At 65.3% G+C, this 21,068-nt stretch carries 13 protein-coding genes and 1 tRNA gene; 5 read left to right on the forward strand and 9 right to left on the reverse strand.

The features are described from left to right. Nucleotides 1-45 precede the first annotated feature (45 nt). On the forward strand, nt 46-708 hold the full coding sequence (locus GGQ98_RS08370) for a superoxide dismutase (RefSeq protein ID WP_341534164.1): 663 nt from the start codon (nt 46-48) through the stop codon (nt 706-708). A gap of 124 nt (nt 709-832) precedes the next feature. Here the strand turns inward: GGQ98_RS08370 and GGQ98_RS08375 are convergent, their stop codons facing one another. The 5 genes from GGQ98_RS08375 to GGQ98_RS08395 form a co-directional block, all read right to left on the reverse strand. Beyond that, on the reverse strand, nt 833-2,146 hold the full coding sequence (locus tag GGQ98_RS08375) for a CitMHS family transporter (RefSeq protein ID WP_184067911.1): 1,314 nt from the start codon (nt 2,144-2,146) through the stop codon (nt 833-835). Between the two features lie 77 nt (nt 2,147-2,223). Continuing rightward, the gene (gene acnA, locus GGQ98_RS08380; RefSeq protein ID WP_207791320.1) at nt 2,224-4,719 is read right to left on the reverse strand and encodes an aconitate hydratase AcnA; all 2,496 of its coding nucleotides are present in this window, start codon (nt 4,717-4,719) and stop codon (nt 2,224-2,226) included. Beyond that, nucleotides 4,716-5,513, reverse strand: coding sequence for a class I SAM-dependent methyltransferase (locus GGQ98_RS08385; RefSeq protein ID WP_184067915.1), 798 nt, complete (start codon nt 5,511-5,513; stop codon nt 4,716-4,718). Before GGQ98_RS08385 ends, acnA begins: the two co-directional genes overlap by 4 nt. Next, nucleotides 5,513-6,553: an isocitrate/isopropylmalate dehydrogenase family protein gene (locus GGQ98_RS08390; RefSeq protein ID WP_184067918.1), complete on the reverse strand. Its 1,041-nt coding sequence runs from the start codon at nt 6,551-6,553 to the stop codon at nt 5,513-5,515. Before GGQ98_RS08390 ends, GGQ98_RS08385 begins: the two co-directional genes overlap by 1 nt. Nucleotides 6,554-6,629: 76 nt before the next feature. Continuing rightward, on the reverse strand, nt 6,630-8,819 hold the full coding sequence (locus tag GGQ98_RS08395) for a TonB-dependent siderophore receptor (RefSeq protein ID WP_184067921.1): 2,190 nt from the start codon (nt 8,817-8,819) through the stop codon (nt 6,630-6,632). A gap of 247 nt (nt 8,820-9,066) precedes the next feature. On the opposite strand from GGQ98_RS08395, the gene GGQ98_RS08400 reads away from it, so the two are divergent. The 4 genes from GGQ98_RS08400 to GGQ98_RS08415 all read left to right on the forward strand — a co-directional run bounded on the left by GGQ98_RS08400 (nt 9,067) and on the right by GGQ98_RS08415 (nt 14,913). Beyond that, nucleotides 9,067-10,653 (forward strand): serine hydrolase domain-containing protein, encoded by a 1,587-nt coding sequence (locus GGQ98_RS08400; protein ID WP_184067924.1) that lies wholly within the window; start codon nt 9,067-9,069, stop codon nt 10,651-10,653. An 84-nt stretch (nt 10,654-10,737) separates the two neighbouring features. Beyond that, nucleotides 10,738-11,193 carry a (2Fe-2S)-binding protein gene (locus GGQ98_RS08405; RefSeq protein WP_184067927.1) on the forward strand — a complete coding sequence of 152 codons (456 nt, stop codon included), beginning with the start codon at nt 10,738-10,740 and terminating at the stop codon, nt 11,191-11,193. Further along, nucleotides 11,190-13,463: a xanthine dehydrogenase family protein molybdopterin-binding subunit gene (locus GGQ98_RS08410; RefSeq protein ID WP_184067931.1), complete on the forward strand. Its 2,274-nt coding sequence runs from the start codon at nt 11,190-11,192 to the stop codon at nt 13,461-13,463. The genes GGQ98_RS08405 and GGQ98_RS08410 overlap by 4 nt, the downstream gene beginning before the upstream one ends. 259 nt (nt 13,464-13,722) lie before the next feature. Continuing rightward, complete coding sequence (locus GGQ98_RS08415) at nt 13,723-14,913, forward strand: carbohydrate porin (RefSeq protein WP_184067933.1); 1,191 nt, start codon at nt 13,723-13,725, stop codon at nt 14,911-14,913. A 47-nt stretch (nt 14,914-14,960) separates the two neighbouring features. On the opposite strand, the gene GGQ98_RS08420 is transcribed toward GGQ98_RS08415, so the two are convergent. From GGQ98_RS08420 to GGQ98_RS08435, 4 genes are all read right to left on the reverse strand, one after another. After that, entirely contained in the window at nt 14,961-17,708 is a 2,748-nt protein-coding gene (locus GGQ98_RS08420) for a TonB-dependent receptor domain-containing protein (RefSeq protein WP_184067936.1), read from the reverse strand. A 192-nt stretch (nt 17,709-17,900) separates the two neighbouring features. Continuing rightward, on the reverse strand, nt 17,901-18,584 hold the full coding sequence (locus GGQ98_RS08425) for a GntR family transcriptional regulator (RefSeq protein ID WP_184067939.1): 684 nt from the start codon (nt 18,582-18,584) through the stop codon (nt 17,901-17,903). 355 nt (nt 18,585-18,939) lie between these two features. Then, nucleotides 18,940-19,014, reverse strand: a tRNA-Thr gene (locus GGQ98_RS08430). Nucleotides 19,015-19,261: 247 nt separating this feature from the next. Further along, nucleotides 19,262-21,049 carry an aminopeptidase P family protein gene (locus tag GGQ98_RS08435; RefSeq protein ID WP_184067942.1) on the reverse strand — a complete coding sequence of 596 codons (1,788 nt, stop codon included), beginning with the start codon at nt 21,047-21,049 and terminating at the stop codon, nt 19,262-19,264. Between the last annotated feature and the right edge of the window lie 19 nt (nt 21,050-21,068).

Raw genomic sequence — 21,068 nt, forward strand, 5'->3', positions numbered from 1 at the left:
GTGGCCGTCCAGGCCCTTGGAATAGGCGCAGTTGCGATGACCGCAATGAAGAGCGCGGCAGCACAGCAGCAGTCTGTATCGGCGGGCGCTCCCGCCTTCGTCGGCGGCTATCAGCCGAGGCCTCTCAAATTCGATCCGGCAAAGCTCGACGGACTTTCCGAACGGCTGATCCGGTCGCATTGGGAGAACAATTACCAGGGGTCGGTCAAGACGCTGAACGCACTGCGCCCCCGTCTGGCGGCGGCGCTCGCCGACAGTGAAGCCCCGGCCGCGATCTATGGCGGCCTCAAGCGCGAGGAGTTGCATCGCGCTGGCTCGGTCGTATTGCACGAAATCTATTTCGACACGCTGGGCGGCAACGGCGCAGCCGCAGGCTCGATCCGTGACGCGATCACGACGGCGTTCGGGTCTTTCGCGACCTGGGAGACCGAGTTCCGCCGCATCGGCATGAGCCTTGCCGGTGGGTCGGGCTGGACGATCCTTGCCTACAACCTCCATACCCGTTCACTGAACAATCATTGGGCGTGGGATCATATGCACGGCGCCGCCGCCGGCGTACCGCTCCTGGTGCTCGATATGTATGAGCATAGTTTCCACATGGACTACGGCACCCAGGCAGCCAGATACATCGATGCCTGGTTCCGTAATCTCGACTGGGAGGCGATCGACCGCCGCTATGCGCAGGCGATCGGTGCTGCCCGCAGTTGACGGGCCCGAATTCGATATCGCGGCGTTTCACGACCCGGTCCCGCGTATCAGCCCGCGCCTGCAGCCGCCTCATCCCCGGCAGACGCGTTCGAGGCGCCCGGCGTGGGCGGAATGGTGATCGGTCTCAGGCGTGCCAGGGGAACAGTCCGAGCACGAGGCATGTGATCATGAACACCGCGCACGCGCCGAGCGCCCATTTCATCGTGAAGCGCTGGTGGTCGCCAAGCTCCACGCCTGCCGTCGCAACCAGAAGATAGGTCGATGCGACCAGCGGGCTCAGCAGATGGATCTGCTGGCCGACAAGCGAAGCGCGCGCGACCTCCATCGCGGTGATGCCGTAATTTTCCGCCGAATGCGCGAGCACCGGCAGCATCCCGAAATAGAAGGCGTCGTTCGAGATGAGAACCGTGAAGGGAATGCTGACGAGCGCGGTGATCGGCGCCATGTAGGGGCCGAGCGCATCGGGGATCACGCCCGTCACCGTATTCGCCATCGCATCGACCATCATGGTGCCCGAAAGCACGCCGGTGAAGATGCCCGCCGCGAAAACGAGGCCTGCGGTTGCAAGCGCGTTCGAGGCATGGGCGGCGATGCGTTCGCGCTGCATATCCACCTGCGGATAGTTGACCATCACGGCGATTGCGAAGGCGACCATGAACAGCACCTGCAGCGGCACGTCACCGAACAGCAACACCCCCATCAGGGCGGCGGTCAGCGCGGCATTGAACCAGTAAAGGCGGGGGCGGCGCGTGGAGGGCGTACCGTCGCTGTCGGGGGTCGACAGGTCGAGCAGGCCGGGGGGCGGCATTGCGACCCGCTCGGTGATGCCGAGGCGCTTGCGCTCGGCGCGGCCGAGCATCCATGCGGCGAACAGCACCCAGCAGACCGTGGTGAGCACCGGCGGGATCAGCGACAGAAACAGCGCGCGCGGATCGACGCCGAGCGCGATCGCGGCGCGCGCGGTCGGGCCGCCCCACGGCACGAGATTCATCGCGGCGACCGCCATGATGAGGATGCAGGTGAGCACGCGCACATCCATCTTCATGTGCCGGTAGAGCGGCAGCAGCGCCGACAGCGTGATCATGTAGGTGGTGGTGCCGTCGCCATCGAGCGCGACGATAAGACCGAGAATCGCGGAGCCCATCGTGATCCGCAGCGGATCGCCGTGGGCGAGTTCGACGACCTTGCGCGTCAGCGGATCAAAAAGGCCCGCATCGATCATGATGCCGAAATAGAGGATCGCGAACAGCAGCATCACGCCGGTGGGCGCGATGTCCCTGATGCCCGTGAGCATCATCTCGCCGAGACCCACCGAGAATCCGGCGATCAGCGCGAACACCGTGGGCACGATGATAAGCGCGATCATCGCGGACATCCGCTTCGTCATGATCAGAGTCATGAACGTCGCGACCATGCCGAAGGCGAAAATGGAAAGCATCAGCCGGCGGTTCCCCTCAGTGCCCGCCGACGTGGGGGCAGTCCCAATGTTTGCGTCATCCTAGGCGCCTTTGTCTTTCAAGAAGCTGTCAGTGATGCGCGCAGCATCAGCGGCAGCAGACCGCCCGCTTTCAGCACGCGCACTTCAGCGAGCGTCTCCACTGCGGCGCGCGCCGCGAAGGCATGGATGCGGCCGTCTGCATGATGCACGCGCACGGCGCACGGCGCGGAGGGCGCCAGCGCATCCTCCGGCATGTCGATCTCGATGCGATCGCCGCTGCCGAGCGAAAGCGGCGCGGGGAGTTCGAGCGGCAGGATGCCCATGTTGCAGAGGTTGGAGCGGTGGATGCGTTCGAAGCCCGCAGCGAGCACGGCGCGGACGCCGAGCAGGTACTGGCCCTTCGCCGCCCAGTCGCGCGACGAGCCCATGCCGTAGCGGTCGCCCGCGACGACGACGACGGAGTCCCCTTCAGCGGCGTATCGCGTGGCGGCCTGCCACAGCGGCAGCACGTCGCCGCTTGGCGCGTGGATCGTCGATCCGGGCGGGATATCGGCGGCCAGAAGATTGCGCACGGAAGGATTGGTGAAGAGGCCGCGCAGCATCACGTCCCAATTGCCGCGGCGGGCGGAGAAGACGTTGAGATCGTCTGCGCGCTCGCCGCGTTCGATGAGCCAGCGACCCGCTTCGCCGTGGCGGGGAATCGCGCCTGCGGGGGAGATGTGATCGGTGGTGATGTCGTCGCCGAGGACGAGGAGCGGGTGGGCCGTGAAACGGCCGAGACGCTGAGGCGCGGCGGCCGTGACGAAGGGGGGCGGGCGCAGGTAGGTGGATGCGTCGTCCCACGGATAGAGAGGCCCCGATGCCGCCGGGAGCGCGGCCCAGGCGGGGCTGGCTTCGGCAGCGGCATACGCGGCCTCGAAATCGGCGGGATTCGCGGCGGCGGCGAGCGCGCCGTCGATCTCGCTCTCCGATGGCCAGATGTCGCGGAGGAAGACGCGCGCGACGCCAAGCGGGGAGCCAAGCGGATCGGTTTCGATCGCGACATTGAAATCGCCCGCAAGCGCATAGGCGACGACGAGCGGCGGCGACGCGAGATAGGAATCAGTGATCGCCTGATGGACACGGCCGGGGAAGTTGCGGTTGCCCGACAACACCGCGACGGGATTGAGCATCGTGTCCGCGCCCGGCGCGAGCGGCCCGCTGTTGCCGATGCAGGTGGTGCAGCCGTAGGCGACGATGGCGAAGCCGAGCGCTTCGAGCGGTTCACGCAGGCCTGCGCGTTCCAGAAGCAGGGCGGCGGTGGGCGACCCCGGAGCAAGGCTCGTCTTCACCCACGGCGGAACCGAAAGCCCCCGCGCGACCGCGTTGCGCGCGAGAAGCCCCGCAGCGACGAGCAGGCGCGGATCGGACGTGTTCGTGCAGCTCGTGATCGCGGCGATGGCGACCGGGCGTTTGCTCCCCGATGCGGGCAGCGCGGCGCGCGCGATCCGGTCCTGCGGGCGGTGCGGCCCGGCGATGCTCGGCACGACAGAACCGAGATCGAGATGCAGCACGCGGTCATAATCGGGCGCGGCTTCGGAATCGAACCAGAGCTGCTGGGTACGCAGATAATCCTCCGCCTGCAGCACGTCCTTTTCGGCGCGGCCCGTGGCGCGCAGGTAGGCGATCACGGCATCGTCGGGCGGGAAGTACCCCGTCGCGCCGCCGAACTCGGGCGCCATGTTCGCGACGACGGCGCGTGTCCCCGCCGAAAGTGTTGAAACCCCCGGCCCGAAGAACTCGACGAAGCGGCCATCCAAACGCACGCCGCGCAGCATTTGTGTGACGGTCAGCGCGAGGTCCGTCGCGGTCACGCCGGGGCGGAGCCGCCCCGTCAGCCGCACGCCGAAAACCTCGGGCACGCGCAGCGTCACGGGCATGCCGAGCATCACGCTTTCCGCCTCGAGCCCGCCGACGCCCCAGCCGAGCACGCCGATGCCGTTTATCATCGGCGTGTGGCTGTCGGTGCCGATCAGCGTGTCGGGGAACAGCCATTCCTGCCCGTGCCAAGTCTCGCGGCTGACCACGGTGGCGAGGCGTTCCAGGTTGATCGTGTGCATGATGCCCGTGCCCGGCGGGTGCACGTGCAGCGACGGGAAGGCGCTGCCCGCCCATTTCATCAGCCCGAAACGCTCGGCGTTGCGCGCCATCTCGGCGGCGAGATTGGCGGCGAGCGCGCCGCGCGTGCCGTAGCTGTCCACGGCGATGCTGTGATCGGTGGAAACATCGACACGAAGCCCCGGCACGACCCGGCGCGGGTCTCCCCCCGCCTGCGCGATCACCGACCGCATCGCGGCGAGATCGACGAGCGCCGGGCCGCAGGTGGTGTCGTGCATCAACAGGCGCGCGGGCACGAAGGGCAGCTCGATCGTGCGGTCGCCGCGTTCCAGCCACTGCGCGGCCGCATGATCGGCATCCGCGTCCTCGCTGCGACGACGCAGCAGGTTCTCGGCGAGGATGCGGTGCACCCACGGCATACGCGCCAGCCGCGCACCGAGCGCACCGGGCAGGTCCACGCGTCTCGGCGGTGTCACGCTGCCCCTCGCGCCTTGCGCGCGATGAACAGCGGAATGCGGAAGCGGCGCGCGATGATCCCGCCGAAGCCCTGTTCCCCCACGGCCTCGATCCCGTCCAGAACACGCGCGCGCAGCTTCGGCTCCATGCGGCGCACCATCGAGAAGGTGCCGTAAAGCGCGCGCATCTCCGCCGCAGTCATCCGCACGGTCATGTCGTGCATCTGATGCTGCGCGTGCGCGAACCCCGCCGCGCGCAGTTCGGCGAGGCGATCGCCCGTCCACAGCGAATAGTGCCGCTGCTCCGGCCCCCGAAGCGAGGGCGGCAGCGCGGCGTCTTTCAGCAGCGGCAGCACCGCGCGGCTGAACAGATCCTCTTCGGGATCGTGGAGCACGGTCCACCACATCGCCCACACGCCGCCGGGGCGCAGAAGATTGTGCACCATCGGAAGCCCGCGCGACGCATCGACCCAGTGAAACGACGTGGCGGCAACGCCGAGATCGAAGGCCCCTGCGGCAAGCCCGGCATCCTCAAGCGGCGCATTCACGACGCGCACGTTCCCGGCCAAACCGGCAAGTTCGCCCGCAAGCACAGGATCGGGTTCGACGAGCGTGAGCGACCCGACATCCGCCGCAAGCAATCGCCTGCTCGCCTGCCCGGTTCCGGGTCCGATCTCGAAAACATCTGCGCCCGGAATGAGCGCGCCAGCCAGCGCCGCATAAAGCGCTTCAGGATAATGTGGCCGCGCGCTGGCGTAGCCCGCTGCATCCGCCCCGAAAATGTGCCGCCCGACGAGATGGCTTTCGCGGGTCATCATAGCCGGCGGATCGCGCTGCACACCGCCTCGCCGAATTCGGCGGTGCCGAGCGTGCCGCCGATGTCGCGCGTGCGCGTGGCGGGCGTGTCCAGCACATCCTCGACAGCCGCCTCCAGCACCGCGGCGGCCGGGCTCGACAGCCAGTCGAGCAGCATCGCCGCCGACAGGATCAGCGACGTGGGGTTGGCGATTCCCTGCCCCGCGATATCGGGCGCGGAACCGTGCTGCGCCTGCGCGACGCAGATGTCGTCGCCCGCGTTGATCGATCCGCCGAGGCCGAGGCTGCCGCAGAGTTCGGAGGCTTCGTCCGAAAGAATATCCCCGAACATGTTCGTGGTGACGATCACGTCGAACCTGTCCGGGCTGCGGATGAGCAGCGCGGCGGCGGCATCGACGATGACCTCCTCCAGTTCCACGTCGGGGAATTCGGCGGCGACCTTGCGCACCTCGCGCAGGAAGAGCCCGTCCGACAGCGTCAGCACGTTCGCCTTGTGCACGGCCGTCACCTTGTTCCGGCGCGTGCGCGCCAGAGCGAATGCGGCGCGTGCGACCCGGGAAGCGCCTTTCGCGGTGATCTTGCGGATGGAGAGCGCCATGTCCTCGTCGGGCATGAACTCGCCGCTTCCCGCGTGCATGTTGCGGTCGGAATAGAAGCCTTCGGTGTTCTCGCGCACGATCACGAGATCCATCGGTTTGCGCAGGATGCCGAGACCCGCCCGCGAACGGCACGGCCGGATGTTGGCGTAGAGCGCGAAGTGCGTGCGCAGCGCCGCCGAAGGGTTGATGCCGCCCGCCTCGCGCGGGGGATAATCGAAATGCGAAACCGGCCCGAGGATGGTGCCGTCCACCTGCGGTATCCGTTCCAGCACCGCATCGGGCAATGTGGTTCCCTCTTCGGCGAGACTGGCGAAACCGATGGCGCGTTCCTCGATCGCGATCGGCACGCCGCACGTCTCCGCAAGCACCTCCAGCACCCGGCGCGTGGCGGCCGCGATTTCGGGGCCGACGCCGTCGCCCGGAAGCAGGAGCAGATTCATCTTACCGTCCGTTGCAATCGGCACCGGCCGACCGGCGCCCTCAGTGGACGCCGATCGGCAGGCCTTCAATCACCGTTTAGAAGATGTTCGCGGTGAGCGAGAACTTGATCACCGACGGCGCACCGAAGGCGAGATAGTTGCTGCTGGTCGATGCGAAATACTTCTTGCCCGTGATGTTCTGCGCGTTGACGCGCGCGGTCATGCCCATGCCGCCAATTTCGAAGCTGTACGATCCGCCGATATCGAAGAGCGTGTAACCCGGAACGAACAGCGTGTTCTGCGGATTGATCGCCCGCGCGCCCGTGTAATAGGCGCCCGCGTTGATCGCGAGACCTTCGACGAGTTGCGTCAGGCGATATTCGCCCGAAAGCGACCACTGCCGCTTCGCCGTGTTTTCGATGCGGTTGCCGACGAGCGCAGTATCCGCCGTCTCACCCTGCTTCGCGCGCAGGAACAGCGCCGAGCCGTAGATCGAAAGTTCCGGCGTCAGTTCGCCGGTCAGGCTGAATTCGAAACCACGGTAGGTGGCGCTGCCGTCCTTCACGAAGAAATTGGCTGCGTTCGTGTAGGTCAGCTGGCGTGAGATGTCGAAATAGGCAGCCGTGAACAACAGGCCTTTCTGCGGTTCGACCTTGATCCCGCCTTCATATTGCTTCGAACTGCTGGCCGGCAGGATTTCGCCCTGGTTTTCCGTGCCGATCGGCGCGCCGGGGGTCGATTCGAGGCCTTCGATATAGGTCGCGTAAGCGCTGATCCATTCCTTGGGCTTGAACACAAGGCCACCGGACAGCGAGATCGGCTTGTCGGAGAAGGTTTCTTCGCTCGGCCCGGCCACCGTTTCTCGAGTCTCTTTGTAGATTGACTTGCGGATGCCGACGAGCACGCTGAACATGTCGTCGTTGGGCCCGCCGAAGCGCATCCGATCAAAGGCGTAGAAGCCGGTGTCCTTGATCGATGTGTCGCGCGTCGGATCGTAAGGCGTCGCACCGCTGTAGCGGATATCGTTGAGATCGACGGGGTTGAAGAGATTCTGCACGCAGCCCGGGGCGAGCCCGATGGCAATGCAGTTCGCGTTCGAACCGGCGCCGCCCGCAAGGAATGAAACCGTCAGCGGCGAATACTGGCGGCGGATATTCTTCGATGCGCCGATCATCAGTTCGTGGATCACCGGCCCGGTCGCGAACGTGCCCGCCAGTTCGATGCGGCCGTTCTTGTTGCGGTAAAGCTGGCCGTCGGCCGCGCCCATCGTCAGCACCCCGTCACCTGTAACGGGATCGAAGTTCGCGAGGCGGCTGAAGCGGCGGTCGCGCTCCACATACGAGATGCCGCCCTCGGCGACGAGGTTCCACGCCGGGGTGATGGTCCACGATACGCGGCCGAGGACGTTCGTCGCATCGGCGCGGTTCAGGAAGCCCCTGCTGCCGGGATTGCTCGATGCGCTCGGCAGTTGCGGAAGCACGGTCATCAGCGTCGCAGTCGTCGTTCGTCCCTGCACGACGGTCGGCTCCGTCACCGTCTTCGAAATATGTTCGACGTCGAGGTTGATGCGGATGTTGTCCGAAGGATCGAGCTGGAAGGCCCCGGACTGGAAATTGCGGGTGCCCCACGTGTTGTCGATGCCCGAATCGACGCTGCCGTAAACAAGGTTGCCGCGCACGCCGAGGATGCCCCACGTGCCGCCCGCGTCGATATGGCCCTGCACCTGCCCGTGGTCGTTGCCGTTCACGGCGACCGAGAAGACCGGATCGAGCGTCGGGCGCTTGGTGGTCAGGTTGATGATGCCCGACGGCGTCGTGAAGCCGTAGTAGAGCGCCGACGCGCCCTTCAGCGCCTCGACACGCACCTTGTTTTCAAGCGGCAGGTCGATCAGGTTCACGATCGGCAGCGAGCCGTTCAGGCGGTAGTTGCCGCGATTTTCGACCGGAATGCCCCGGATCGCGAGGTTGTTGTAAACCGTCGGGCTCGTCTGCGAGCTGGTGACGCCCGGCGAGTTGCGCAGCGCATCGAGGATGCTCTGCGCCTGCTGCGACTTGAGAACCTGCTCGGAAATCACGCTGACGGTGAGCGGCGTGTCGATCTGGTGCGCGCCGCGAAAGCTGCCCGCCTGCACGAAGTCCGCGCCGTAGCTGTCCTGGCGATCGGCGGTGACGACGATCTCTTCGAGCACCAGGCCGCTATTGTCCTGCTGCGCCATCGCCTGCCCGGCGGACGCCATCGCGATTGCGCTGACGCCAAGTCCGGCGATCCGTTTCCAGTTCGTGGTCATATCTCTGCACCCCCTTTTTTGCCCGCCCTGCGGACGGCTGTTTCCCCGTGTCCGGGCGCGCTCGACACGGCGCGCCGCAGCTCGTTTGCCGGCAGACCGCGAACGCGGAAGGCCGGTGTCGAGCGGACATTATCCGCGCTAGCTGTCACAAACCTGTCTCGCCTGTCTCTCCGGGGTGACAGCTTGGCGACAGACTGGCCTTTTAGGCTACACGGAAGGACGGCATCGCTGCCGAGGGGAGACGAAGTTGAAAACGGCGGGATCACACGCGGCGCTGTCGCGGCGCAGCTTTGCGGGGCTCTCGCTCGGCGCGGCGGGGCTGTTTGCATTTCCGGGCCTTGCGGCCTGCGCGCGCGTCTCGGGGGCCGATGTCTCGGGCCCCGGCGTGTCGGCGCCCGCAGTCTCGCCCATCGACGGCCTGCCCCGCGCGCGCCCGGAAGCGCACGGCGTCGATCCGCAGGCGATCATCGCCTTCCTTGACGAGGTGCGCGGCGCGAGGCTGGAGCTGCACAGCTTCATGCTGTCGCGCGGCGGCGACGTCATCGGCGAAGGCTGGTGGGCGCCCTACCGCGCCGACCGGCCGCACATGATGCATTCGCTCACGAAAAGCGTCGCCGTCTCGGGCGTCGCGATTGCGATGCAGGAAGGGCTTTTCGGCATCGATGACAAGGTGATCTCCTTCTTCCCCGATGAACTGCCGCCTACGGTGAGCGAAAACCTCGCCGCGATGACCGTGCGCGACCTGCTCACGATGCGCACCGGCCATGCCGAGGAAATTTCCGGCTCGGTATGGCGGCAGATCAAAACGAGCTGGGTCGCGGAGTTCTTCAAGGTGCCGGTCGTCCACACGCCGGGCACGCGCTTCGTCTATTCGAGCGCGGCGAGTTTCATGCTGTCGGCCATCGTCACCAAGCTGACCGGGCAGACGCTGCGCGACTACATGGAGCCGCGCTTCTTCCAGCCGCTCGGCATCACCGGGCTCAGTTGGGACGTCGGCCCCGGCGGCATCAATCCGGGCGGCAACGGCCTCAGCTTCAAGACCGCCGACGCGCTCAAGCTCGGCATGCTCCACGCGCAAAAGGGCCGCTGGAACGGGCGGCAGATCCTCTCGCCGGACTGGGTGGAGGCCGTCAGCAAGCCGCAGGTGGCGGAGGGCGAATACAGCTATCAGTGGTGGATCGGCGCGAACAACACTTACTCTGCGGTCGGCCTGTTCACGCAGATGGCGATCGTGTTCCCCGATCACGACGCCGTGCTCGCCGTCACCGGCGCGATCCGCAAGAGCGAGATGCTCACGCCCATCGTCGACAGGCATTTCCCCGCCGCCTTCGGCGCCGCAAGCCTGCCGCGCAGCGAGAGCCGTTACGCCGCGCTTGCGGAGCGGACCGGCGCATTGACCCTGCTTCCCGCGCTCTCCGGGCCAGCATCGCCGGTCGCCGCGCGCATCTCGGGCAAGCGTTTCCGGGCGAGCGAAAACGCCGAGGGCATCGAGAGTTTCGGCTTCGCCTTCGAAGGCGACCGCTGCCGCTTCACGATGCGCGACGCGCGCGGCGCGCACAGCATCAACGTGGGCATCGGCCGCTGGATCGAGGGCGCGACGAGCATGACCGGCAACAAGCTCCATCATCAGTATCAGCCCGACTCGATGCTGGTCGTCGCCGGAGGCCGCTGGACCGCGCCCGGCACGTTCGAGATGATCTGGCAGTTCGCCGAAACCGCCTTCCGCGACACGGTGGTGTGCCGCTTCGAGGGCGATGCGATGACCTTCGACCGCAGCGTCAACGTCAATTCGGCGGCGATGTCGCTTCCCACCGTTCGTTCGACGCTGGGCTGAGGGCGGGGCGCCGCCGAGGCCATGATTTCGCGGTAGGCACGGGCGCGAAAAAAGCAGTACATTGAAGCCGATGGAGATCGGTCTATGCAATTGATTATCAACGGCAAAAAGCACACGTATGACGGCGACCCCGAAATGCCGCTGCTTTGGTACGTGCGGGATCTTCAGGGTCTGACGGGAACCAAGTTCGGCTGCGGCGCGGGGCTGTGCGGGGCGTGCACCGTGCATGTGGACGGCGCGGCGATGCGTGCGTGCCAGTTGCCGATGGCGGCGCTGGCGGATCAGTCCGTAACGACGATCGAGGGGCTTTCGGCGGAGGGCGACCACCCCGTGCAGCGCGCCTGGCGGCAGCTTGATGTCGCGCAGTGCGGCTATTGCCAGTCCGGCCAGATCATGCAGGCGGCGGCGCTGCTGGCCGAGACCCCGAACCCCACCGATGCCGACATCGACGCCGCCATGGCGGGCAACATCTGCCGCTGCGGCACCTACGCGCGCATCCGCGCCGCGATCAAGGCGGCAACTTCGGCGGTGAACGCATGAGCGCCGCCGACGACATCATCAACATCAGCCGCCGCAGCCTCCTCGGCGCAGGCGGCGCGCTGGTCCTCGCGATGGCCCTCCCCCGCGCCGCCTCCGCCGAAGCCCGGAAGTACGGCGCCGACGCGCAGCCCGGCGGCTGGCGCGACGACCCCGCGCTGTTCGTGGCGATCGGCGACGACGGCGCCGTCACCATCACCTGCCACCGCGCCGAGATGGGCCAGGGAATCCGCACCAGCCTCGCCATGGTGATCGCCGACGAACTGGAGGCGGACTGGAACCGGGTACGCATCGAACAGGCCGTCGGCGACGAGACGCGCTACGGCAACCAGAACACCGACGGCTCGCGCAGCATGCGCCACCTGTTCATGCCGCTGCGCCGCTGCGGCGCCGCCGCACGCACGATGCTGGAGCAGGCCGCCGCCAAGCGCTGGAACGTACCCGTCGCCGAGGTCGCCGCGAGTCTCCACGAGGTCATCCACCGCCCCACGGGCCGCAAGCTCGGCTACGGCACGCTTGCGAAAGACGCTGCCGCATCGGCCGTGCCCGACCGGGCCACGGTCGCGCTGAAGGTGCCCGCCGCGTTCCGCTACATCGGCCGCGACATGCACTCCGCCGACGGCCTCGCCATGACGACGGGCCGCGCGGACTACGGCATCGACGCCCGGCTGCCGGGCATGCTCTACGCGGTCATCGCGCGTCCGCCCGTCTACGGCGGCAAGGTGAAGAGCGTGGACAAGAGCGCCGCGCTGAAGGTGGCGGGCGTTACCGACATCGTCGATCTGCCGGCGCCCGCACTTCCGTCCGCCTTCCAGCCGCTCGGCGGTGTCGCCGTGCTGGCGACAAACACGTGGGCGGCGATGAAGGGGCGCGAAGCCCTCGCGATCACGTGGGACGACGGCCCGAACGCGGCGTACGATTCGGCCGCCTACCGCGCGGAGCTGGAACGCTCGGCGCGCGCGCCGGGGCAGGTCTCGCGCAGCGACGGCGATGTCGAAACAGCCCTCGGCAAGGCCGAGAAGCGCATCGACGCCGAGTATTACACCCCGCACCTGGCGCAGGCGCCGATGGAGCCGCCGATGGCGCTCGCGCGTACCGACGCGGCCCGCTGCGAGGCATGGGCCTGCACGCAGGACCCGCAGGCCGCGCGCGACCTCATTGCCGAGGCGCTGAAGATCCCGGTCGCCGATGTGACCATCCACCAGACGCTGCTCGGCGGCGGTTTCGGACGCAAATCGAAGCCCGACTTCGTGCTCGAGGCCGCGCTGCTCAGCCGCACCGCCAAGGGCAGGCCCGTGAAGCTGGTGTGGACACGCGCAGACGACCTTCACCACAGCTATTTCCACACCGTCTCGGCCGCGCGGCTGGAGGGCGGGCTCGATGCGGCGGGCCGCACTGTGGCGTGGCGCCACCGCAGCGCCGCCCCCTCGATCGCGTCGACCTTCGGACCGGATCCCAGGCACCAGATGCCGTTCGAGCAGGGCATGGGGCTGCGCAACGTGCCGTTCGCGATTCCGAACGTCCGCATCGAGACGTGCGCCGCCACCGCCCACACCCGCATCGGCTGGTTCCGGTCCGTCTCCAACATTCCGCACTGCTTCGCGGTGCAATCGTTCGTCGCCGAACTTGCCGCCGCCGCCGGGCGCGATCCCAAGGATTATCTCCTCGAACTCATCGGCCCCGACCGCGCGATCGACCCGCGCGCAATGGGCGACACGGTGAACGCGGGCGAGGATCCGGCGCTCTACCCGCTCGATACCGCGCGGCTGAAGGCGGTGATCGCGGCCGCCGCGAAGGGCATCGGCTGGGGCCGCGCGCTCCCGCCGGGCCGAGGGCTCGGCATCGCCGCGCATTACAGCTTCGTCAGTTACACGGCCTGCGCGATCGAGGTCTGGGTTGCCGACGGTCAGCTCACGATCGAGCGCGCCGACATCGCGGTCGATTGCGGCCCGCAGGTGAACCCCGACCGTATCCGTTCACAGATGGAAGGGTCGGTGGTGATGGGGATCAGCCTCGCCACGCTCGGCGAGATCAGCTTCAAGGACGGCCGCGTGCAGCAGGACAATTTTGACAGTTACGCGATCACCCGCATCGACGCCGCCCCGAAGATCACCGAGGTTCACCTTGTCGGCGGTGGCGTCTGGAATACACCCCCAGGCGGTGTCGGCGAGCCCGGCGTTCCCCCGGTCGCCCCCGCACTCTGCAACGCCATCCATGCCGCAACCGGCAAACGCATCAGATCACTGCCGATCGGGGAACAGCTGAAAGCGTAGTGCGAACAGGGCGAACGTTTGGATACGAGCCGCCGCGATCGAATTTTCTTCGGTATCCGCCACGCAATTGAGAATAATTATTCGCGTTTTTCTGAATAGAAATCGAAATCGCAAATCATTCTCATAATCAAACAGAATTTTTCTGGTAAACGGAAAATCAAGGCGATATCGACTGTGCCGCGTTATGCGCGCATCTCGAAAATAAATACTGTCGCACCATAATTAATATTGAAATTGATTTGCAAAGTCGGGAGGTTTTATGCGCTTTTGGGTGGTCGCAAGTGTTGCGGCATGTGTTTCGTTCCCCGCCTTCGCGGAAGGTAATCTTCCACACGGCCACACGCACAGCCGCGAAGAAATCGACGAGAGCCACGGACCGCTGCTGCTCCAGGCGACGTATACCGGCGAGGTGATGTCAAACGTCTCCGGCGGTATCAGGCGCGGCAGCCGCTATCTCGACAATCTCGATATCGTCGCCGAAGCGGATCTGGAGGCGATCGCCGGTTGGAAAGGCGCGAGCGTCCACCTCTACGGGCTTTACAACAACGGCAAGTCGTTCAGCGAACTTGCCGGCGACGCGCAGACCGCGAGCAATATCGAAACCGGCGTTCAGGCGTTCCGCCTCTACGAAGCGTGGATCGAGCAGGCGTTCACCGGCGGCTCGCTGAAGCTCGGGCTCTACGATCTCAATTCGGAATTCGATTCGCTCGAAGCCTCGGGCCTCTTCGTCAGCAGCCCCCACGGCATCGGCACGGACTTCGCGCAGACCGGCGAAAACGGCCCGTCGATCTTCCCCTCGACCTCACTTGCCGCGCGCATTGCGATCGAACCCGCCGAAGGCTGGGTGGTGCGTGCCGCCGTGCTCGACGGCGTGCCCGGCAACCCCGATCGCCCCAAGCGCACGGCGATGAAACTGGGCGGCGGCGACGGCGCGCTGCTCGTCGCCGAGATCGAGGCGCCTCTGCCGCGGGGGCGGCTGCTGTTCGGCGGCTGGCGTTACACCGCGCGCTTCGACGATCATGCGGGAACCAGCGGACGCGGCAACGACGGCCTCTACGTGCGCGGCGAAACCACACTGTTCGAGGAAACGGATGACGCCGCCCAGGGCCTCGCCGCCTTCGCCCGCCTCGGCATCGCCGATGGACGCTTCAACACGTTCGGCAAGTTCGCCAGCGCCGGGCTCAATTACACGGGGCCGTTTCGTGGTCGCGACGAAGATCAACTCGGCCTTGCCGTGGCCGCGGCCTTTACCTCAGACGCCTACAAGCGCGCCGTTCCGGCAAGCAACAATGAGGTCGCGTTCGAACTGACCTATCGCGCACCTGTCGCGTCGTGGCTGTCGCTGCAGCCGAGTGCGCATTACATCATCAATCCGGGTGCCGACCCGACCGTGCGGAACGCACTCGCGTTCGGCCTCAGAGCGGAAATCTCGTTCAACATTCTGGGTTGAAAGTGGCGCCCGGCCCCCGCAGAACGCGCGGGCCGGGCCAGCCTTGACTAAAAGCGCGCGCGGACGCCGACGTAATATTTGCGTCCGATCACGTCGTAGATCGATGCGTTGGTTGCCGAGTTCGAGATGAAGTCGACGGGGAGGACCGGAGGCGTGCGATCGAACAGATTATCGACGCCGGCGTAGATTTCGGTGCCCTTACCATTGGCACTTTCGAATTTGAATTTGACCGACATGTCGACGTAGATCACCGACCCGACGTTATTGTCTTCGTTCGACAAATCCTCGGGGCCGAACGTCACGTCGTAGACGCCGCCGTCAATATAACGGGCCTGCACGAAAGCACCCCAGCGCTCGGCTTCATAATTCGCCGAGAGCGTCGCTTTGAAATCGGGCATGCCGCCCGCATTGCGACCGCCCAATTCGCCCGCGACATCAAGCGGCGTGCCGCCCGACGGCGCGATCTTCTTGTGGATCAGGTAGCTCGCCACGGCGCCGAGACCCAGCGTACCGTTGCCGAGTTCTGTTGAATAGCGCGCTTCGAAATCGAGACCGCGCAGCTTGTAGGTGCCGAGGTTCAGGTTCTGCTGCCTGACTTCGAAAAGCGAGTCATCAGGACCGAAAGTGATGAGCGAGCAGATATCCGTTTCGCCCGCAAAGCAGCGGTTCACGACATCCTGCGGGCTCAGCGAGCCGATCGCATCCTTGAGATTGATATCCCAATAATCGATCGACGCCCGGAAACTGCCGAGCGAGAGCACTGCGCCCAGCGTCTTGGTAAGCGCACTTTCCTCACTGAGATTGACGTTGCCCGAAAGCGGAACGCGAACGAGCGACGTTCCGCTGCCCGGATCGAAGGGATTGCTGAGGTTGCCGAACAGAAGCACGGTTTCGACGAAGGTTTCGCCGATGCTGGGTGCGCGGATATCGCGCGAGATCGTGCCGCGGAAGCGCAGGATATCGATCGGATCGAAGGTCAGACCGGCCTTCCACGTGACCACGTTGCCGACGGTGGAATAGTGCGTGTAACGCGCGGCACCGTTGAAATCGAGACGCTGGTCGCCTGCAAGCAGCGGGATCACGACTTCGGCGAAACCCTCGGTCACGTCGTACTTGCCGTCGAGCGGCTGCGCGTTGACGATGAGGAATTCCTCATTGTCGTTGGGCGCATTGGCCGTTCTGTGCAGCTTCTGCTTGCGATGCTCGCCGCCCACTGTAGCGAGGATGGGCCCTGCCCAGCCTTCGAACAGTTCGCCGCCGATCTCGGCGGAGAAAACCGTCTGCTTGATACGTGTTTTCGAAACGCCCGTATCTGTGATGTAATCGATCGCGCCCTGGCTCGGCGAACCCTTGCCGAACACGTTGATCGGCACGCAGGCGGCATCGTTGTTCAGCGGATCGGCGTCGGCGTTCACACGGCAGACGATGTCGTCCCCAACCTGAACCGCATCGGCAGCCTTGACCAGGTTGTCGACGAGCAGATTGTTATACTGCTTGTTGCTGAAATCGGTCTGCCCGTACTGCGCGGACACTTCCCAGCTCCAGTTGGATCCAAACTCACCTTTCAGGCCGCCCACGAAGCGCATGCTTTCGGTGCGCGAGGCCGATGTGATTGGATCGAACTCCTCGAACGTACGGTACAGCGTGAACGACTGCCCCAAGGCAGCAACATCAGCAGGAAGGTAGGGATTCTCAGGCTTAATAACGAGCCCACGATCGCCGCCGAAGGAGAAAGCATTGACGAGCGCGCCGCGCGACTTCGAACGCGCGAAGCTCGCTTCGCCGAACGCCTCAACACCGCCTGCGACTTCGTAGCTCACGGCCGCGAGCACATTGAAACGCTCCGTCGGAACAACGAGCGCCGTCTGGTCGGCAAGGCGCGAACCGCTACCTCCACTCATGAAGGTACCGTAGACATCGCCGAGGATACGCGGACGCGCAACACCATCCGAGAAGAATTCGAGGTTGCCTACAGGTCCGCCGGGAAGTGTGACTCCATTGGGGCTGGCGATGAACAAAACCGCATTATCACGGAACATGAAGGCCGGAATGCCATCGCTGGGATTGTCACTGTCCCCATCGGTATCAGCTGGATTTGAGACGATCGCCGGGCTGCGGCGCTGCCACCCGCGTGCGTTGGCCTTCGGGATGCCCTTGTTATCGTCGTAATCGGCGGCGAGCAGGATATGCCCCCTGCCCTCGTCGAAGAAGCTGCCCCATGCGCCCGAAAGACGCAGGTTCGCAGCATCACCGCGATCGGAAATGCCGTACTGGGCGTTCAGTTTCAGCTCGTCGAGCCGCTCGTTGTAGATAAGATTGATAACGCCCGAGACAGCATCCGAACCATAAGCCGCCGAGGCGCCGCCGGTGACGACGTCGACACGCTCGATCGCAAGCGACGGCACGACGTTCAGATCGACGTTTTCGAACTCGTCGAACGGCGTCGAGCGCCGCCCATTGACAAGCACGAGGTTGCGGTTGGTGCCGAGGCCACGCAGATCGACCACGTTCACGCCGTTCTGGCGGCTGTTGAGGTTGGTGGAAGCCGGCGTAAGCGTGCCGGTGAAGGCCGGAATTTCGTTGATGACGTTGGCGACGTTCGTGGTGCCGCGCTGATCGATGAGTTCAGTGCCGATCGACTGGACCGGGGTCGGCGCTTCGAAATTGCCCTTGATACGCGTGCCGGTGACCGTGATGATCTCCATATCGACGTCGCCGTCCGCCTGCGGAGCGCCCGCCGGGACCGTCTGCGCGAGCGCCGGGGCGGCGATCGCCCACAAAGCAACACCCGCCAAGCGCTTGATTCTGGACCTGAATATCATCTGGATTTCCCCTTCATTTCGCGCCCGGTTCGACCGGGTTTTCAGCGACAGGCCCATCGATACTTCATTCCTGAACGGAAATAAAGCAGCCTTATTGGAGATTTTTGCGAATTTAAGGCAGCCATATTTCGCGACAGAAACGACCATGCGGCGCGTCAATGCGCCTCAAAGGCTGAGGTTGTGGGCGTTTAGCTTGCCGTGCGTGAAGATCGCGTGGAGAACCCTGTCCTCGCACGCGGAGATCATCATCAGCGTATGGCGCCGGATTTCGTCGGTCTGGTTGTTCTTCACGAGGTCCAGCAGGCTTCTGTGCTGCTCCCACGGGTACGGCAGGGATTTCGTGAGCTTGATGTAGATCCAGTAGATCCGCATCGTCGTTTCCTCAAGCTGGCGCACCCAGCTCATCAGCAGCTGAAACTGCGTCTGCTGCGCGATATAGATATTGAATTCCCGGTTCGCGCGCAAAAGCCGAAGCGCGTCCTCGTCCGTCAGGATGGGGCCTTCATGAAAGATCGCGTCGTTGCGGCGCTTGAACTCGGCCTCCTCGATCAGAGGCGAAATCATCGACAGGATGCCGGGCTCCATCATCTTGCGGATCGTGAAGTTCTCCTTCACGTCCCGAAGCGTCAGCGGTGCGATGCGCGTGATCCTGGGCGAATTCGACACCATGAACTGCTGCGCAGTCATCTGCTCCATTGCATTGCGCGCCGCAGTCCGGCTGATACCGAACATGCGGGTCAGGATGTTCTCGGACACCTTTTGACCCGGCGCGAGGCGCTGCGTCACGATTGCGTCCATGATCCGATCGAACACATCGAACGATTCGGTTTCCATCTGTGTCTCTGCCATGATCGCCCTGCAGTCTGCGCCCGCCCGATTGGTACAGGCAGCAAGGATCAAGTCAAACAGGCGGGCGCCGGGCGTTCAAAATGATCCGTGCGGCGTAACGATATCGAATTTCGCAATATCAATATAATTAGAGTCTGACTCGAAAAATTACCGCGAACGCGGCCGTCAACTTCATCAACTCGCCGAAGGTGCGTATCGCTCGCACGACCGGGATGCTTCAGTGCAAGGCGTACGACCCGGCCACGGAGCGGGCGTTTTGAGCGGGCAGTTTCACCGCGCGCTTGCCCTGTGATTGTCTGGAACGAGAACGACAATCGTCCGCGCTTCCAGTTTTCCGCTTAGCTATTGAAATGAATGGTGCTGCCGGTGAGGATTGAACTCACGACCTCAGCCTTACCAAGGATGCGCTCTACCACTGAGCTACGGCAGCACGCCATTCATGCGGGCGGCGTCCTATGGGCGAGCAGGCGGCGCCTTGTCAAGCAAGGTGCTTGGCGAAAGCTGATGCAAGCCGCTAGATACCGATCGATGACCAGCACGCCAGCCGACAACCGCAAGGCCCGCCTCGCAGCGGCGCTGCGAAAGAATCTGCATCGCCGAAAAGCGGCCGCCCGCATTGCGCCGGAGCATCGGGAGGACGACGCGCCTCCCGATGCTCCGGGGGAACCGGATCCGGCTTAAAGCGCGCGCGTCGCTTCGGTCAGCCAGCCCCGCGCGTCCTCGGGAAGCAAGGGGGTCAGCGTATCGCGCACGCGGGCGTGATACGTGTTCAGCCAGGTCCGCTCCGCATCACTGAGCAAGTCTGTATCGACGAGCCGGAGGTCGATCGGCGCCAGCGTCAACGTCTCGAACGCCAGCATCGGCTGCTCGGCACCCTCGACCTCCACCGGCACGACCAGCACGAGGTTCTCGATACGGATGCCGTACGCGCCGGTCTTGTAGTAGCCGGGCTCGTTCGAAAGGATCATGCCCGCCGCAAGCGGTTCGTCGCCGCCGCCGGAGGCCACGATGCGCTGCGGGCCTTCATGCACGGAGAGGAAGCTGCCGACGCCGTGGCCGGTGCCGTGCGCGTAATCGAGCCCGGCCTGCCAGAGAAACTGGCGGGCGAGCACGTCGAGCTGACTGCCGCGCGTACCAGCCGGAAAACGAGCAGCCGCGAGCGCGATGTGGCCTTTGAGAACACGCGTGAAACGGTCCTTCATCTCCGCCGTCGGCGTGCCGACGATCATCGTCCGCGTCACGTCGGTGGTGCCGTCGAGATACTGGCCGCCGGAATCGAGCAGGAAGATGCTGTCCGGCTCCACCTTGCGATTGGTTTCGGGCGAGACGCGGTAGTGGACGATGGCGCCGTTGGGCCCGGCGCCAGAGATCGTATCGAACGACAGGTCTTTGAGCAGGTTGGATTCGCGGCGGAAATCTTCGAGTTTCGCGGCTGCGGCAAGCTCATCGAGCGTGCCCTTGGGCGCCTCGTGATCGAACCAGCCGAGAAAACGCGAGAGCGCCGCGCCGTCGCGCACGTGCGCGGCCCGCGTGCCTGCGATCTCGACCGGGTTCTTGATCGCCTTTGCAAGGATGCAAGGATCGCGCGCCTCGACAATGCGCGCGCCGCCGGTCTCCAGCGCCTGGAAAATCGCCGCGACGCATGTCGCGGGGTCGGCCGCCACGGTCTTCCCCGCCGCGCCGAGCGCCCGAAGCGTATCCACGAACGCTTCAGGCGGAAGGAGTGCGACGTCCGGCCCCAGATGCGCGGCGACTTCAGGCGTGATCTTCGCGGGCGCTGTGAACAGCTGTGCCTTGCCGTCGGCCGAAACGATCGCGAAGGCCAGCGCAACCGGCGTGCGCGACACGTCCCGGCCGCGCACATTGAAGAGCCAGGCGACGGAATCGAGTGCGGCGACCACCACGCAGTCCGCCTTCTTCTCGCCGAGCCAGCGGGCGATTTCGGTACGCTTTTCCGCGGATGTCTGCCCGGCAAGCGCCTCGCCGTGCACCTCGAAGGGCTCGGCCGAGGGCGCCGGCCGATCTGTCCAGACAAGGTCAACGAGATTCCCCGCCACCGACACCAGGTCCGCGCCTTTCACCGCCAGTCGGCGCTTCGTCGCGTCCATCCAGCTGCGCGTGTGCAGCCACGGATCGAAGCCGATGCGCTGCCCCGGCCCGGCCTTCGCCTCGAGCCAATCGGCGATCTGCACACCGGGCAGGCCGACGTATTCATACAGCGTGCCGTCCACCTGATCGCGGACCTGCAGCGTGTAGCGCCCATCGACAAAAATGCCGGCTTCCCCGGTGAGCACGACAGCCGATGCGGCCGAACCCTCGAAGCCCGTCAGCCACGCCAGCCGCTGCGCATAACGGCCGACATACTCGCTCATGTGCTCGTCGGTGAGCGGCACAACGAAGCCGTCGTAGCGGTTTTCCGCCATCGTACGGCGAAGCGCCGCCAAGCGGTCACGGTAAGTCGACATCGAAAACTCCTGATCAGAT

This window comes from Sphingosinicella soli, assembly GCF_014199685.1.
GTDB classification, from domain to species: Bacteria; Pseudomonadota; Alphaproteobacteria; order Sphingomonadales; family Sphingomonadaceae; genus Sphingosinicella; species Sphingosinicella soli.